General features: G+C 63.7%; 10 protein-coding genes. 2 read left to right on the top strand and 8 right to left on the bottom strand.

Features of this window, described 5'->3' with window-relative positions; all coding sequences use genetic code 11:
- Window positions 1–71 precede the first annotated feature (71 nt).
- The 5 genes from AUL39_RS08065 to AUL39_RS08045 all read right to left on the bottom strand — a co-directional run bounded on the left by AUL39_RS08065 (window position 72) and on the right by AUL39_RS08045 (window position 8,504).
- Window positions 72–629 (bottom strand): hypothetical protein, encoded by a 558-nt coding sequence (locus tag AUL39_RS08065; protein WP_059055101.1) that lies wholly within the window; start codon window positions 627–629, stop codon window positions 72–74.
- Window positions 626–1,903, bottom strand: coding sequence for a peptidase T (pepT, locus tag AUL39_RS08060; RefSeq protein WP_059055098.1), 1,278 nt, complete (start codon window positions 1,901–1,903; stop codon window positions 626–628). Before pepT ends, AUL39_RS08065 begins: the two co-directional genes overlap by 4 nt.
- Before the next feature lie 70 nt (window positions 1,904–1,973).
- Window positions 1,974–2,843, bottom strand: coding sequence for a Cof-type HAD-IIB family hydrolase (locus AUL39_RS08055; RefSeq protein WP_153001595.1), 870 nt, complete (start codon window positions 2,841–2,843; stop codon window positions 1,974–1,976).
- A 235-nt stretch (window positions 2,844–3,078) separates the two neighbouring features.
- A complete protein-coding gene (locus tag AUL39_RS08050; protein WP_059055093.1) occupies window positions 3,079–7,767 on the bottom strand; it encodes a 2-hydroxyacyl-CoA dehydratase in 4,689 nt (1,562 codons plus the stop codon).
- Entirely contained in the window at window positions 7,767–8,504 is a 738-nt protein-coding gene (locus AUL39_RS08045) for a TetR/AcrR family transcriptional regulator (protein ID WP_059055092.1), read from the bottom strand. Before AUL39_RS08045 ends, AUL39_RS08050 begins: the two co-directional genes overlap by 1 nt.
- 1,238 nt (window positions 8,505–9,742) lie before the next feature.
- Here AUL39_RS08045 and AUL39_RS08040 point away from each other — a divergent pair.
- Entirely contained in the window at window positions 9,743–10,732 is a 990-nt protein-coding gene (locus AUL39_RS08040) for a hypothetical protein (RefSeq protein WP_160327054.1), read from the top strand.
- Window positions 10,733–10,829: 97 nt separating this feature from the next.
- Here the strand turns inward: AUL39_RS08040 and AUL39_RS08035 are convergent, their stop codons facing one another.
- Window positions 10,830–11,927, bottom strand: a complete 1,098-nt coding sequence (locus AUL39_RS08035) for a putative NPN-dependent ornithine cyclodeaminase (RefSeq protein ID WP_059055087.1) — start codon at window positions 11,925–11,927, stop codon at window positions 10,830–10,832.
- A gap of 200 nt (window positions 11,928–12,127) precedes the next feature.
- Between AUL39_RS08035 and AUL39_RS11360 the strand changes: the two genes are divergently transcribed.
- Complete coding sequence (locus tag AUL39_RS11360) at window positions 12,128–12,736, top strand: DUF2200 family protein (protein ID WP_201783938.1); 609 nt, start codon at window positions 12,128–12,130, stop codon at window positions 12,734–12,736.
- Between the two features lie 95 nt (window positions 12,737–12,831).
- Here AUL39_RS11360 and AUL39_RS08020 read toward each other — a convergent pair whose 3' ends face one another.
- Both AUL39_RS08020 and AUL39_RS10940 read right to left on the bottom strand, forming a co-directional pair.
- Complete coding sequence (locus tag AUL39_RS08020) at window positions 12,832–13,194, bottom strand: arsenate reductase family protein (RefSeq protein WP_059055085.1); 363 nt, start codon at window positions 13,192–13,194, stop codon at window positions 12,832–12,834.
- A gap of 76 nt (window positions 13,195–13,270) precedes the next feature.
- Window positions 13,271–14,938 (bottom strand): Wadjet anti-phage system protein JetD domain-containing protein, encoded by a 1,668-nt coding sequence (locus AUL39_RS10940; RefSeq protein ID WP_059055083.1) that lies wholly within the window; start codon window positions 14,936–14,938, stop codon window positions 13,271–13,273.
- Window positions 14,939–15,120: the final 182 nt, after the last annotated feature.

The following is a 15,120-nucleotide window of genomic DNA, read 5'->3' as shown; positions in this document are numbered from 1 at the left end:
ATACGTCAGCTTCTGGCAAGCTCCGCGAAAGAGGCCATCAAAGAAAACCCTGCACGCCGAGAAGCCCCCCGCTAGCGCCGCTGCGGCATGCCACCAACCAGCGCGTCGTCGCGGTCGATGCGCGTAAGGATATGCTCCAGATCGAGGACACCGGGAAGCTTCACGGAGCGCTCCCCTGCCGGGTGAATCACGAGGCTCCTGAAGCCCGTCCCACACCTCACGCCAGTCCACTCCATGCGCTCGATCTGGTCGTACTTCACCGTACGCATGTGGCCAAAGTAGGGCCGCACGTCCATGAAGTCGTCGTAGAGCGAGACGCGGTAGCGCCGCATGAACGCCCACAGCACAAAGAGCACGACAACGAAGGACGAGAAGAACGGCACCACCACGTCCGCGCTGGCGTCAAAGCCGCCCACGTCGCAGAGCCAGCCCAGCATGAGGCCAATTGCCCCCATGAGCACCATCGCAAACGCCAGCGAACGCGAGAGCGCCGAAGAGATCACGTAGGTGTCGTGGTGGCTGTGGTGGCGCTCCGAGATGCCAACGCTGCCGGCCCACTCGACAAGGCAGGCAAGCGCGGGCAGCACGGCGGCAGCCACCGAGAAGAGATCTGCCAGCTGGGGGCTCATCGCGCCGCCTGCTGGCCGGCCGCCTGCTTGCCGGCCGTCTGCGGCACGGCGAATTTGGCAACAAGGTTCTGCAGGATGTCGACCGTGGTCTCGAGCGAGGACACGGGGATGAACTCGCGCACCGAGTGTGCGTTGTAGCCACCGGTGGCGATGTTGGGGCACGGCAGCCCACGCAGCGAGAGCTGCGAGCCGTCGGTGCCGCCGCGCACGGCGATGACCTGCGGCTCCACACCTGCCTCGCGGTTTGCGGCAAGGGCGTTCTCAGTGAGGAAGGGGCAGTCGACAAAGGCCTCTGCCATGTTGCGGTACTGCTCGTGCAGGGTCACGGTGACGGTTCCCTCGCCGTAGCGCTTGTTGAGGAAGGCGGCGATGTCCTTGAGCGTCTGCTGGCGCTGCGAGAAGATCTGCGCGTCGTGGTCGCGCACGATGTAGGAGAGCGTGACCTCGGAGGCCGTGCCGCGAATCACCGTGGGGTGATAGAAGCCCTCGCGGCCGCTCGTGTACTCGGGCCTCTCGGCGGCGGGCACCAGCTGGTCGAACTCGGAGGCAACCGTGATGGCGTTCACCATCACGCCCTTGGCCGAGCCCGGATGCACCATCACGCCACGCACGCGCACCAGGGCCTCGGCGGCGTTGAACGTCTCGTAGTTGAACTCGCCCAGCGCCTCGCCGTCTACCGTATAGCCCCAGGCCGCGCCGAGCTTCTCAAGGTCGAGCAGCGCGGCTCCGTGGCCGATCTCCTCGTCGGGAACAAAGGCCAGCTTGAGCGTGGGGTGCGGGATGCTCGGGTCCTTGAGGAGGCGTGCCGCCAGCGCGCAGATTTCGGCGATGCCGGCCTTGTCGTCCGCACCGAGGAGCGTCGAGCCGTCGGAGCACACGATGTCCTCGCCGGTAAAGTTCGCAAGGTCCGGCACCTGCTCGGGCGTGGTCTCGATGGTCTGGCCGTCAACGACGCCCGCCACGAGGCTGCCGCCCTCGTAGCGCACCACGTGCGGCCGCACGCCCAGCGAGGGGGCGTCGGCCGTGGTGTCAAGGTGCGAGCATAGGCAGAGGGCGGGGAGGTTCTCGGCGCCGGCGGAGGCGGGAACGGTACCCAGCACGTAGGCGTGCTCGTCCACACTCACGTCCTGGCAGCCCATGGCAGAAAGCTCGTCCGCCAGGAGTCGCGCCATGCCGTGCTCCAGAGGGCTCGAGGGCACCTCCTCCTCGTTGTCCGGGTCGGAGGGGGAATCAACCTGCACGTAACGCAGGAAGCGCTCAAGAACGTCGCTCATGCGGTCTTCCTTTCGGATTGCCGTGTGGTGGTCCGCCGCGTGCGGGCCGTTTTGCTCACCAGCCGAAAGTCTACACCCTTGCGGAGAGGGGCGCCCCCTCCCTCATGAGGTAGCGCGCCACCCCGGAGTCCTCGCAGCTTGTGGTTGTGTGGTCGGCTGCCGCTCGGCACTCGGGGAAGGCGTTTGCCATGGCCACGCCGTCGCCAGCCACCCGAAGCATGGGGATGTCGTTCGACGAGTCGCCAAAGGCAATGACGTCTTTGGGCGAGACGCCCAGGTAGTCGCAGAGCCACGTGAGACCCGCGCCCTTGTCGGCACCAACTTGGGTCGTCTCGAGATTGCACGAGAAGGACGAGGCGAGCGTGAGCTGGGGCCGCGCCTCTATTGCGCGGCGCACGGCAAGGCAGTCCTGCTCCGTGAGATAGAAGATGTTCACGCGATAGATGCTGTGGACCGAATCGATCATCTCGTCCGTACTCTGGTTACAGCGGACGCGCACCCTCCTGAGCATCGCCCGCGTGCCTTCGGGGATGTCCATCTCGTCGATGATGTGCCAGCGGTCGCGTGCCGTGAAGACGCCATTGTCGGCAAAGAGGTCGAAGGTTATCTCAAGTCCCTCAATCTGGTGCCAAAGGTCATGCAGAAGCGCGCGATCCATGGTGACCTCACGCAGGTTGCGGTTCTCGCGCAGGTCACGGACGATTGCCCCGTTGCAGCACACGGCATAGCGCACGCTGGGGTGGTGTACTAGCTCGTCCGGAAGGCCGGTGTAGTTGCGGCCGGTGCACGGCACAAACTGGATGCCGCGCTCGTACGCAAGGTCGAGCGCCTTGCGGTTGAGCGGCGTGATGGTCTTCTCGGGCGTAAGGAAGGTATCGTCCATATCGACAAAGACGGGCTTGAGCACGGTGCGATGTCTCCTCTCGGTTGTGGGCCTCACCGATTATGCCGCTCCCGCGGAATTATTTTGCCGGGCAACGGGATTCCATTGCCAGGCAACGGAATCCCGTTCCGGGGGCTGGGCGAGAATAGCGCTACACATTCGGCACGCGAACTTGTATCGACCTGCGCGGGATACAGGTTCGGGCCCGATTGTGTGGCGCCGCTCGATAGGCTCAAGCGCCCCGCGCGAGAAAAAACGCGGGCGACGGAATGCCCGCCGCCCGCGCTGCCCCCTACTTGATCACGCCAGCCCGGCGCTTGGCGTCCTCGATCTGCGCGAGCTGCTCGTCGGTGAGGTGGATCGCCGGCACGCCGTGGCCCACGCCACCCTCGTTCACGATGGAGTCGTGGTGGAAGCGTGACTCGTCCACGTAGGGCGCCACGGCGTCGTTCACCGTGGGGTCGTTGGGGTTCTCCAGGCGGAACCCGCGCCCGTGGTCTTTGCGGTAGTTCTCCTTGGCCACGCTGATCATGAGCTTGATGCGGTTGAGCTGGTTCACCTCGGACGCGCCGGGGTCGTAGTCAACGGCCACGATGTTGCTCTCGGGGTGCATCTGGCGCAGGCGCTTGATCACGGACTTGCCAACCACGTGGTTGGGCAGGCACGCAAAGGGCTGCGCGCACACGATGTTGGGCGTGCCGTGCTCGATGAGGTCGACCATCTCGGCCGTGAGCAGCCAGCCCTCACCCATGGTGTTGCACAGGGAGAGGACCTGCTCGGCCTTATCGGCAAGCTCGAAGATGTCCTCGTACGGCTCGAAGCGCGAGGACTGCGCCAGCATGCGGTCCATGGGCTTGCGCGCGGCCTCAATGAGCTTGATGCCCGCCATGTGCGTGAGGCGCTTGGAGGCCTTGGAGCCCAGCTCGCCCTTCATGTTGATGGGGCTCGTGAGCCCAAAGAGGAAGAAGTCGACAAGGCCGGGCACGTTGGCCTCGCAGCCCTCGGCCTCGATGACCTTGACCAGCTGGTTGTTGGCCGTGGGGTGGAACTTGACGAGAATCTCGCCCACCACGCCCACGCGCGGCTTTGAGCGGTCGTTCACGAGCGGGATCTGGTCGAAGGCAGTGATGGTCTCCTGGCAGATCTCCTCGAAGCTGCGCTTGTTGAGGGTGTGCACGGCCTCCTTCATGCGGGCCATGAACTTGTCGTGCAGCGCGTTGACCGAGCCCTTCTCGGCCTCGTACGGACGCGTGCGATAGACACACTGCATCATGAGGTCGCCGTAGAGAAGCACGTAGATGGCCTTGGTGAGAAGAACCGGGTCCTTGATGGACCAGCCGGGGTTGTCCTCGTCCAGGCCCGTGGCCATGTTGATCGAGATCACGGGGATGTTGGGGTGGCCGCTCTCGCGCAGCGCCTTGCGGATGAGGGCGATGTAGTTGGTGGCTCGGCAGCCGCCGCCAGTCTGGGAGATGAGGACGGCCGTGTGCGAGAGGTCGTACTTGCCGCTCTCGATGGCCTCCATGATCTGGCCCACGGTGAGGATGGACGGGTAGCAGATGTCGTTGTTCACGTACTTGAGGCCGGCGTCCACGGCGCCCTGGTCAACAGAGGGGAGAAGCACCAGGTTGTAGCCATAGTCACGCAGCACCGCCTCGGCAAGCTCAAAGTGCACGGGGCTCATCTGCGGCGCGAGGATAGTGTAGTGCGCCTCCTGCATCTCCTTGGTATAGCGAACCTTAGGGAAGGCAGCGCTCTTGGCCTCGCGGTAGACGGGCGTGCGACGCGAGAGGTCGGTCTTGCGGGCGCGCTCGAGCGATCCGTCGGCCAGGTGCACGCCCACGGGCTCAACCTCCTTGGCCTCGCCCTCGGCGGTCTTCTCCTCCAGCTGCTCCTGCTGCTCCTTAAGGGCGGCCATGAGGGAGCGGATGCGGATGCGGGCGGCACCCAGGTTGGACACCTGGTCGATCTTAAGCACCGTGTAGATCTTGCCCGAGGCCTCGAGGATCTCCTGGACCTGGTCGGTAGTCAGCGCGTCAAGGCCGCAGCCAAACGAGAAGAGCTGGATAAGGTCGAGGTCGTTGCGGGTGGCCACAAAGCGCGCGGCACGGTAGAGGCGGCTGTGGAACATCCACTGGTCGACCACGCGGATGGGCCGCTCGGGCTCCATCTTGTGCGCCACCGAGTCCTCGGTGAGCACCGCGAAGCCAAAGGAGTGCACCAGCTCGGGGATGGCGTGGTTGATCTCGGGGTCGTTGTGGTAGGGGCGCCCCGCCAGCACGATGCCGTGGGCGTTGTGCTCCTCCATCCAGGCCAGGGCCTCGTCACCTGCGCGGTGCATGGCGTTCTTGAAGTCGATGTCGGCCTGCCAGGCAACGTTAACCGCCTCGTCGACCTCGGCACGGGTGATGTGGGGACCGCGGAAGCGGCCCTTGCCCTTGGCGGCGTCCTGCTCGCGCTGAACCGAGATGAGCTCGTACAGGCGGCGCTTGAGCTCGCGCTTGTCGTCATACGGCACGAAGGGCGCCAGGTACTCCACGCTGGGGTCCGAGAGCTCGTCCACGTTCAGGCCAAGTGCCTGCGGGTAGCTCATCACGATGGGGCAGTTGTAGTGGTTGGTGGCGGTGTCGTCCTCCTTGCGCTCCCAGCGGATGCAGGGCATCCAGATGAAGTCCGGGTCCTTAGCAAGGAGGTTCATGATGTGGCCGTGGCTGAGCTTTGCCGGGTAGCAGGCAGACTCGGAGGGCATGGACTCGATGCCGGCGTCGTAGGTCTTCGAGGACGTCTGGTCAGAGATCATCACCGAGAAGCCCAGCTTGGTGAAGAACGCGTGCCAGAAGGGGTAGTTCTCGTACATGTTGAGCGCGCGGGGGATGCCCACCGTGCCGCGCGGCGCCGTCTCGGCGTCCAAGCAGGGACGGTCGAACAGCAGCTTGTTCTTGAACTCGAAGAGGTTGGGGGCGTCGTTTTTGGTCTTGCCCGAGCGGCCGGCGCCCTTCTCGCAGCGGTTGCCCGTGATGAAGCGGTGGCCGCCGCCAAAGTCGTTGATCGTGAGCAGGCAGTTGTTGGCGCAGCGCCCGCAGTGGACGTTGGTGTGCTTGACCTTGAGGTTGTCGATGTCCTCGCGCGAGAGGACGGTCGAGGTGCCCGTGGCACCCGCACGGTCGCGGGCGAGAAGGGCCGCGCCGTAGGCACCCATGCAGCCGGCGATGTCGGGGCGGATGACCTTGCGGCCGGTGAGGAGCTCGAAGGCGCGTAGGGTGGCGTCGCTCATGAAGGTGCCGCCCTGGACCACGCAGTATGTGCCAATCTCGTCAAAGTCGCGCAGCTTGATGACCTTGAAGAGCGCGTTCTTGATCACGGAGTACGAGAGGCCCGCGGCCACGTCGCCGATGGTCGCGCCCTCCTTCTGCGCCTGCTTGACGCGGGAGTTCATGAAGACGGTGCAGCGGCTGCCCAGGTCGACAGGGGCCTTTGCGGTCACGGCGACCTTCGCGAAGTCCTGGACGCTCATGTCCATGGACTTGGCAAAGCTCTCGATGAACGAGCCGCAGCCAGACGAGCATGCCTCGTTGAGCATGATGTGCTCGATGACGCCGTTGCGCACCTGGAGGCACTTCATGTCCTGGCCGCCGATGTCGAGAATGAACTCGACGCCGGGGACGAAGGCCTTCGCGCCGCGCAGGTGGGCGACGGTCTCGATCTCGCCGGAGTCCGCGCGCAGGGCCTCGATGAGGATGCCCTCGCCGTAGCCGGTGGTGGTCACGTGGCCAATGGTACAGCCCTCGGGCATGGCGTCGTAGATGCCGTCCATGATGTGGCGCGCGGTGCCCAGGACATCACCGTTGTTGTTGCCGTACCAGGTGTAGAGAAGCTCGCCCTTCTCGCCCACCACGGCGCACTTCATGGTGGTGGAGCCGGCGTCGATGCCAATGAAGACGCGGCCGCGGTAGCTGGCCAGGTCGCCCTTGGGCACGACCTCCTTGTTGTGGCGCTCCTTGAACTCCTTGTAGTCCTCCTCGGTGGCAAAGAGCGGGTCCAGGCGCTGGACCTCAGAGCCCTGGACGTCCTTCAGCTGTTCGAGCGAGCGGATGACCTCGGCAAAGGTCACGCGCTTCTCGGACTCGCCCGCCAGCGCGGCGCCGGTGGCAACGAAGAGGTGCGCGTTTTTGGGGACCACGCGGTGCTCCTCGTCGAGGTCGAGCGTGATGTAGAAGCGGCGGCGCAGCTCGGAGAGGTACTGCAGGGGGCCGCCAAGAAAGGCCACATAGCCCTTGATGGGGTGGCCGCAGGCAAGGCCCGAGACGGTCTGCGTGACCACGGCCTGGAAGATGGAGGCGGCCACGTCCTCGGGGCGGGCGCCCTCGTTGAGCAGCGGCTGGACGTCGGACTTGGCAAAGACGCCGCAGCGGCTGGCGATGGGGTGGATCTGCGTGGCGCCCTTGGCCAGCTCGTTCAGGCCCATGGCGTCGGTCTTGAGGAGGGTTGCCATCTGGTCGATGAAGGCGCCCGTGCCGCCGGCGCAGGTACCGTTCATGCGCTGCTCGATGCCGTTGTCAAAGTAGATGATCTTGGCGTCCTCGCCGCCCAGCTCGATGGCGACGTCGGTCTGGGGGATGAGGGCCTCCACGGCGCGCTTGGACGCGATGACCTCCTGGACAAACTCGAGGTCGAGCCACTTGGCAAGCAGCATGCCGCCAGAGCCGGTGATCGAGACGCGCATGGGAACGTTGCCCACAACGCGCTGGGCGCCGGCGAAGAGCTCCTTTGCCGTGGCGCGAATGTCGGTGTGGTGACGCTCGTAGTTGGCGTAGACCAGGTTGCCCGATGCGTCGATGACGGCGAGCTTGACCGTGGTCGAGCCCACGTCGATGCCCAGGCGCAGGTCGGCGCCCGTGAAGTCCTGCGGCGTTGCGGGGTAGAGCTCCGCGCCGTTCTGGGTGAGCTCGAGCGGCTCGGCGGTTGTGTTGTTCTCGGTCATCAGTTGTTGTCCTCCTCGTCGGGAAGCATGACTGCCAGCGCAAAGCTGGGTAGGTCGAGCTCTATGGGGCTGTCGTACAGGTCGCCGGGGCGCACGAACATGAGGGCGGTCATGATGCGTGCCATGGTGCGCACGCTCTCGCGCATGCCGCCCTCGAGCCAGCGCAGGAGCACGCCGACCTCGGCAGATATCGCAAAGGTGAGGTAGTAGTCAAAGAAGGCGCCCACGGCGCGCAGGTCGATGCCGTCGAGCGCGCGGCCGGCCACGACCTCGTGGACCATGGAGCGGATGCGCTGCGAGAAGGCCGGGTCGCCGCCCTCGCCCAGAAGCGGACGCAGGTACGAGCCGCGCTCCTTGAAGTAGGAGAGCACCTCCTGCGAGCCGGGGCAGGGCTCCTGATGGTTTATGGCATCCGCGAGCTCGTCGAGGTGCACCTGGGAGAGCTGCGCCACAAGCGGGCGAAGCTCTGTGACCGTTTCCTTCTCGATGCAGTTCACGAGGTCCGGGATGTCCTTGTAGTGCGAGTAGAACGTGCGACGGGTGACGCCGGCGCGGCTGGTCACGGCGGTTACCGTGACGCGGGAGAGGTCGCCCGTGGCGGATATCTCCTCCGCGAGCGCGTCGCGGAGCGCGAGGCGCGTGCGGCGCGTGCGGCGGTCCGTGACCTGCGGGACTTCGCTCGCGGCCGGTTGGGCGTCGCGTGCGGCCGGTTGGACGTCACTGACGGTTTGGCTCAAGCCCTGGCCCCCATTTCTTCACACAGTGAGAACTAATTCACGTCGTGTGAAGTATTGCACAGTGTGAGTAGTTATTTCTCGGCAAGTCTACCGCTGCCCAAGTGTCACACGCATTCCACAATGAGACAAAGGGACAGTCCCTTTGTCTCATTGTGGAGCGCCGACGTTGGAACAGCCAAAGGTTCCACCAATAAGAGCGCTGCGTTGTTCTTGGAGCGCTGCGTTGTTACCGGCTTGTCGCATTACTCGGACATTTGCCCAGTTGTTGGCCGCCAACCTCAATGGGCCGGTAACAACGGCCATCGGTCAGCACGTGTTGTTACCGGCACGAAGCTTCCATCAAACAAAACAATCAAATCCCCCGCCGAGCCGGTAACAACGGGCTTGATTGCCAGGCAAGCGCCACGCGAGTGACGGGCCCTTGTTACCGGCTTGACAGGCAATTCGAGCATTTCCCCAGTTGCCAGCCGTCATGTCAATTGTGCCGGTAACAAGCGGACGAGATAGCTGTACCAAGCACGGCTGTTATTACCGGCCCATCATGAAGGCCGCGTAATTGTCCAGTTAGAGCGCGCAATCTCAAACGAGCCGGTAACAACGCCGAGTGGAACGCTGGGGAGAAGCGACTGTGAACGAGCAGCCGAGAAAAAGCGGGCAGGAGAACGTCCAGTGGAGTGCTGGTGAAATGCAAAAAATAGTTGAAACTTTTGTATTCATTTTGGCATGCGGTCAAAACCCTCAATTTCCGACAGATTTCGGTCAGAACATCGGAAGGTCCTTGTCAACAAACTGTCCGCAGCGTGCATCAGCACGTTCTGACTGCTGGCAAGAGGGAGAAAACCAGGTCTTTAGACCCCCGTGAGCGTAAATAAGCATGCAAAATGACCATTGAGCGTGACACAAGGTGACGCAGGATGACAATGCATAGTTTCCAAGCAATATTCATCGAATATTAGCAGCTCTCTACAGCTGCGCACCCATATACTACTCGCAAAAAATCGGCCGAAGGCGAGTAGGTCATGCAGCTGTCGCTTAACAAACAATCTGCGCTTCGAGCACTCAGGGCTATCAGGTGTGGGAAGACTCCGCAGGTCAATCGACCTATCGTCCGCATGGAGAAAGCCCCTCTCCGCTCACCCCAACGCCCGGATGTCAGGAAGCGCTGGTCTCCTGCGGCCGCCCACCTCGACTGGCTGGGCATGCCCCAACCAACCCAGCGCACACCCCTTTATGTCGCCGTGCCGTCTGACCTCAGCCGCATCCGCGCCCGATTTTTCTCGTGCACCATCCACTCAACCGGGCTTCCCGATGACGCGTTCCTGGACATTGGCAACGGAATCCAAATCGCATCACCCGAGCTTCTGTTTGTCGAGTTCGCGACCGTCATGATTCCGCAGGTGCTGGTTCTTCTCGGCTACGAACTTACTGGGAGATACTCGCGTGACGCAAGCAGCCCGAGGCTTGGCCCCGTCACCTACGGAGTGTCACCGCTTACTACCGTCGAAAAAATCGAGGACTTCATGGCGCGATGTCACGGGATTCCAGGGCTCTGCTCTGCACGGAAATGCATAAAGTATGTATCAGACAATTCGTGGTCTCCCACGGAGTCGCTCATTGCAGCAATGGCCGCCCTCCCAATTAAGGGCCTGGGATATGGCATTGGCAGGCTCATCCTGAACGAGCGGTCGAACGCGCGTGACGGAAACGCGCATGGCCACGCGAAGGAGTCGCGAGTGCCGGACATGCGGGTGCCCGCTACGCCCGTTGGTATCAACTATGAAGGCGGAGGCCACCTTGAGCTGGACCGCATTGTCGCGGCCGCCATAGCAGCTGCCGAGAATCCAGGCAACGCGCTTCTTCAGGAAGAGGTCGCCGGCGAGAAGGACCATGTACGCGAGAAGTACGTCGACGATTTGCGCCGGACTCGAGAGCTTGCATCGCGAGGCTTGGTTATTGTCAATGCCACGATGGAAGACCTGTTCGCCAGCCATGGCCTCGACACCCTTATGCAACAGGTCATTAGTGCCGCTGAGCGTTTCTCGGACCGAGACTTCTCCACGTGTTGGGAGGCTTTCGACTCCCCCACCGTCTGCGCGAAGCGGCAGCTCCTGATTTGGGCGCTGCTCGACTGGAAGCCTGGCATCGAGTATATGCGTCAATTCATGGCGCAGGAGAACTCGAAGCCTTGCCAGGCAATCGAGGGCAATGCCATTGAATTTGTGCTCTAGAGCGGCGGCAGTCCGGCGGCTTTCAAGCCCGGCAGGCCCAGAACCCAACGGCCCCAGAGCCCGACGGCCCTAGAGCCGCGGCATCCCCCGGCCCACCCTAAAGCACCCCAAGGCCCTTGGCCACAATGAAGATGAAGTCCTGCACGTTAGTGACAATCGTCTTGGCCGAGAGGCTTCCGCGGTCGTGCAGCTTGTTGACGACAAACTCCGAGGCATCGACAGCATAGATGTAGACCGGCCGCACGGTGCCGTCCTCGTCGACGTGATAGCTAGGCGTGATATTGCCGGTCGCAATTGTGTGCAGCATCGTGGCCATGCAGATGACCGTCGTGGCCTTACGCGCGAGAACGCGAATCTGGTGCTGGGACTCGTACACGTCCGCGATGGTCTCGGGCAGCGGGCCGTCGTCGCGAATCGACCCCGCCAGCAGGAAGGGGATGCTCTTCTTCACGCACGCGTACATGATGCCGTCGTGCAGGTCATAGTCATCAACAAATTGCGCAATCGAGCCGGACCGCCGCACGCGGTTGATGGTGTCCAGATGGTTGTAGTGGCCGTTGGGCATGCTCTGCTGCGTTCGAATGTCCTGGCCAAGCGCCGTGTGGAACATGGCGCCCTCGAGGTCGTGCGTGGCAAGCGCGTTTCCGCCGGAGAGCGCGTGGGCGTAGCCTTCCTCCACCAGCCGCTGCATGGCGTGGCGAGAATCCGCGTCAAACGCAAACGCCGGACCCATCACCCACTCGATAAACCCGTGGTCGCGCTCGTATTGCAGCAGCTCGATAAGGTCATCGTAGTCTCGCGTGTACGCGGTCTCACGACTGCGGCCCTGGCGGAAGGAGAACTTCTCGCCATTGGATGCTGTGGGATCTTCGAAGCCGTCCGTGTGGACGTAGATTCCCTCAGAGCCGTCCTCGCTTCGTCCCAGCGCGACAAGATCTCCCTGCTTGAGGTGGCGGCCGGTGACCACGTGGAGGGTGCCGTCGTCTCTTAGGACGATGCAGGCATCCATGCGAGAAGAGGCCGCCAGCTTCCAATTGCCATCAATCTTGAAATATTCCGGGTACATCGACGTGCTGTGGAAGCCCTCAGGTATCACGCCGTTCTGCTCAACGGTCCCCCACCTCACGTTGGGAGCATCATCCAAACCGAGCGCAGAGAAATCGGGGTGGTGATAGACCGGCAGCTGGAACGCCATGATTGCTCCCTTCTCGTCGATGCGTTGGATATATCACGTCGGGTCTTATCGGATAACTGCGTGCAACGCATAGCAACACACTTGACCCAGCGGACTACCGCTACGAAACATGGTCGCCGTACGGAGCCACGGGCACCGTCAATGGACCGCAGGAGCCGCTCCGTGCGTATACTTCTCGCAGGCCGGCGAGAGGAATAGACGTGAAGACCTACAGCTTTAGCGCGCCCATCGAGAAGGTTGATGGCATTGACGGTGCATTTGTGCAGGTACCGCTTGACTTGCCGCGGGTCTTTGGCGCCGGGCGCATCAAGGTGCATGCAACCTTTGATGGCGTGCCCTACGACGGCAGTGTGGTTGCATTCAAGCGCGATGACGGCGGGCGTGACTACGTGGTGGGCATCCGAAAGGACATCCGCGCTGCCATCGGCAAGGGACCAGGTGAGAGCGTGGACGTCACTCTCGTCTGCGCGCAGGTGGACGGGCCGGCCAAGCGCTATGTTGACCTTCTCGCCGCCAAGGTAGAGCGCAAGGGTCGGAGCCGAGAGGAGCTGGCGTCCGTTGTCCAGTGGTTTCTCGGCTACGCTCCGGAGGAGCTTTGCGACGAGCGCCTGGAGGCGGTGAGCTTTGCCGACTGGCTTGATAACGCGCCGGCGTACAATCCTGCGGCCGCGCTGGTGAGCGGCAAGGTCTGTGGCATTGACGTGGCAGCAGTGGAGGACCCCACCATGCACCGGGTGCGCGTGCTGGACAAGCTGGTGGACGAGCTGGCCAAGGGGCGTCCGCTCGAGAAGATCCTCCGCCAGGGGTGACGGGATTTAGTTGCCGGGTAACGGGATCCCATTCCCTGGCAACGGGATTGATTTACCTGGCAACGGGATTGATTTACCGGGGAGAATAATCCCGCCTAGAGGAGGCGCTCCGACCACTCGGGCTCCTTGAAGCCGACAAGCACGAAGTCCGCCCCTACGACCAGCGGCCGCTTGACCAGCATGCCATTGGTGGCGAGAAGGTCGAAGGCCTCCGCGTCGCTCATCCCCGCGTCCAGCTGCGCCTTCACACCCAGCTGCCGGTAGAGCTGGCCGCTGGTGTTGAAGAAGCGCCGCACGGGAAGCCCGGAGCGAGCCTGCCACTCCGCAAGCTCTGCCGCCGTGGGGTTCTCCTCCACGATGTGTCGGTCCACGTAGGAAACGCCATGCTCGTCCAGCCACTTCTTGGCGCGCTTGCAGGTGGAGCACTTGGGGTACTCGATGAAGAGCAGCTTAGCCATGGCGTTCTCCTCGTCTGTTGAGTGCGGGGTAATCCCACGCGATTCCGGTATGAGACAAAGGGAAACTCCCTTTGTCTCATAGGTCGCGTCGGGTGAGAATCTCCTGAGGGATGAGCCGGCAACCCTCGACCACGCTGCGCGCGTAGGCGGCCGCCTCGTCGGTGAGGCCCTCGCACATGAGCGACATGTCCGGCATGCCAAGGTTCACCTGACAGGTCTGCTCGTTGTCGGCGGGATCCGGGTAGCGCTCCATCGCCTTGTCAATCATGAGCTGGTAGGCGGGGGCAAAGGGCGCAAACGGGTAGTGCGCGCCCAGGACGTCGCGCAGGCGCACCATGATGTCGATGCCCGCACGGTCAATGTCGCCCCAGTAGAGCACCTCGACAGAATCCGCGCCAAGGGTGTCAAGCAGTAGCGCCAGCCGGTTGTGCTCGAGGATGGGCGTGCCGCCACCCAGCACCACCGCATGGATGCGCTCGCCCAGAATGGTGGTGCGGCCCTCCTCGTACATGAGGTCGTGCACGTCGAGCCAGGGATCAAGGTTCTCGGTCACCAGCACGCGCATGTGCTTCCTGCGACGCGGCGCGTGGTAGAGAAGGTCAGGCTTGGGCATGGGCCGATGGCGGATAACGTCCTCCATGCCCATCGCGCGCAGCAGCTTGTGGCCGTCGGAACCGTACTCGAAGAACTTCTCGTCCCCGCCCATCTGGTAGGCAAGCTGGCGACGCGTGATGTCGCCGGGCAGCGCGCCGTTTACCAGGGCGTCGTTGATAGCCGTGAGCTGGCGCTCGAAGAGCGTGTACGCGCCTGGGTGGCTGAGCAGCCAGCCGTTCATCCAGAAGCGCTGGTCAAGCTCGAGGATCTTGGCACGGACCTCGGTCTCGGCAGGGCCGCCGCGGCGAACGTAGGGAACCTCGGAGAGCTGCGTGGGATGAGAGGGGCTGCCCTTCCCCACCCGACGCAGACGCCCGCGCTGGGTGCGCGGGGCTGAGGAGCGCCCGGGCTTCTCGGCCGGAGCCGCCGCGACCTCGGGCACTGCCGCGACCTCGGGCGTCGCCGCGGGCTCAGGCGCCGTCGCGGGGTCAGGCGTCATCGCGTCCGCAGGCGCCGACGCAGCCGAGGCCTCTACCTCACGGTCGTGTGCGCCCGCCGACTCGGCGGAGTCCTCCACAGCCTGCCCGGCCGCGGCCAATCCCTCAGACGAGACGCCCGTCTCAGCAGGCTCCTCGCTCTCCTTTGCGGGTGCCGGCTTCCTCCTATGGCGGCGCGGCTTTCTCCTCTCGAGCACCGGCGCGGCGTCGACGTCCGCAACCTCGGCAGCGAATCCCGGCTCGGCCTCAGGAGCGGCATCCGCAGCATGCTCGGAATCCGCCTCGGCCTCGGCTGCGCCCTCCTGGCCGGCATCCTCGGGCTTCTCGGCATCCGCGACCCCGGCCTCCTCGACAACGTCAACGGCGCCATCTACCTGCGCCGGAACGCGAAGCGTGTAGACGCCCTCCTGTCCCCCCACGGGATCGAGCGCCTCGGAGTGAATGGCAGCGACGAGCGCCACCTGGGCGTTCTTGCCGTACTTCCCCACAATCCTCGAGACGTCCTCGTCGGTCACCACGTCGCCTCGCACGCGTACGAGAGCGCTCGCTACGGACGCGGCCTTGTTCTTCTGCGATGGCTCGAGAACCTGGCAGAGGGCTTCCCTTAAGTAATCAAGGTTCATACGTTCGACGTCGGTCAGCTTTCGTGCCATGCAGGGTTCCTTTCACGCGGTCATGCAAGAAGGATACGGCAATGACGAGATAATCCCAGTTGAGACGGGAGCAATCTTGGATAACTACACGCGATCTTCCGCCAGCATTGGATGACTCGAAGCGTGCGGCACGCAGCACTTGCGAGCGGCAAACTGCCTGCTGCCCCTCGCGTTCTTGACGG

The sequence above is a fragment of the Tractidigestivibacter scatoligenes genome (assembly GCF_001494635.1).
In the GTDB taxonomy this organism is placed as follows: domain Bacteria; phylum Actinomycetota; class Coriobacteriia; order Coriobacteriales; family Atopobiaceae; genus Tractidigestivibacter; species Tractidigestivibacter scatoligenes.
Note: the sequence above shows the minus strand (reverse complement) of the source record. Positions and strands in the feature narration are given on the sequence as shown.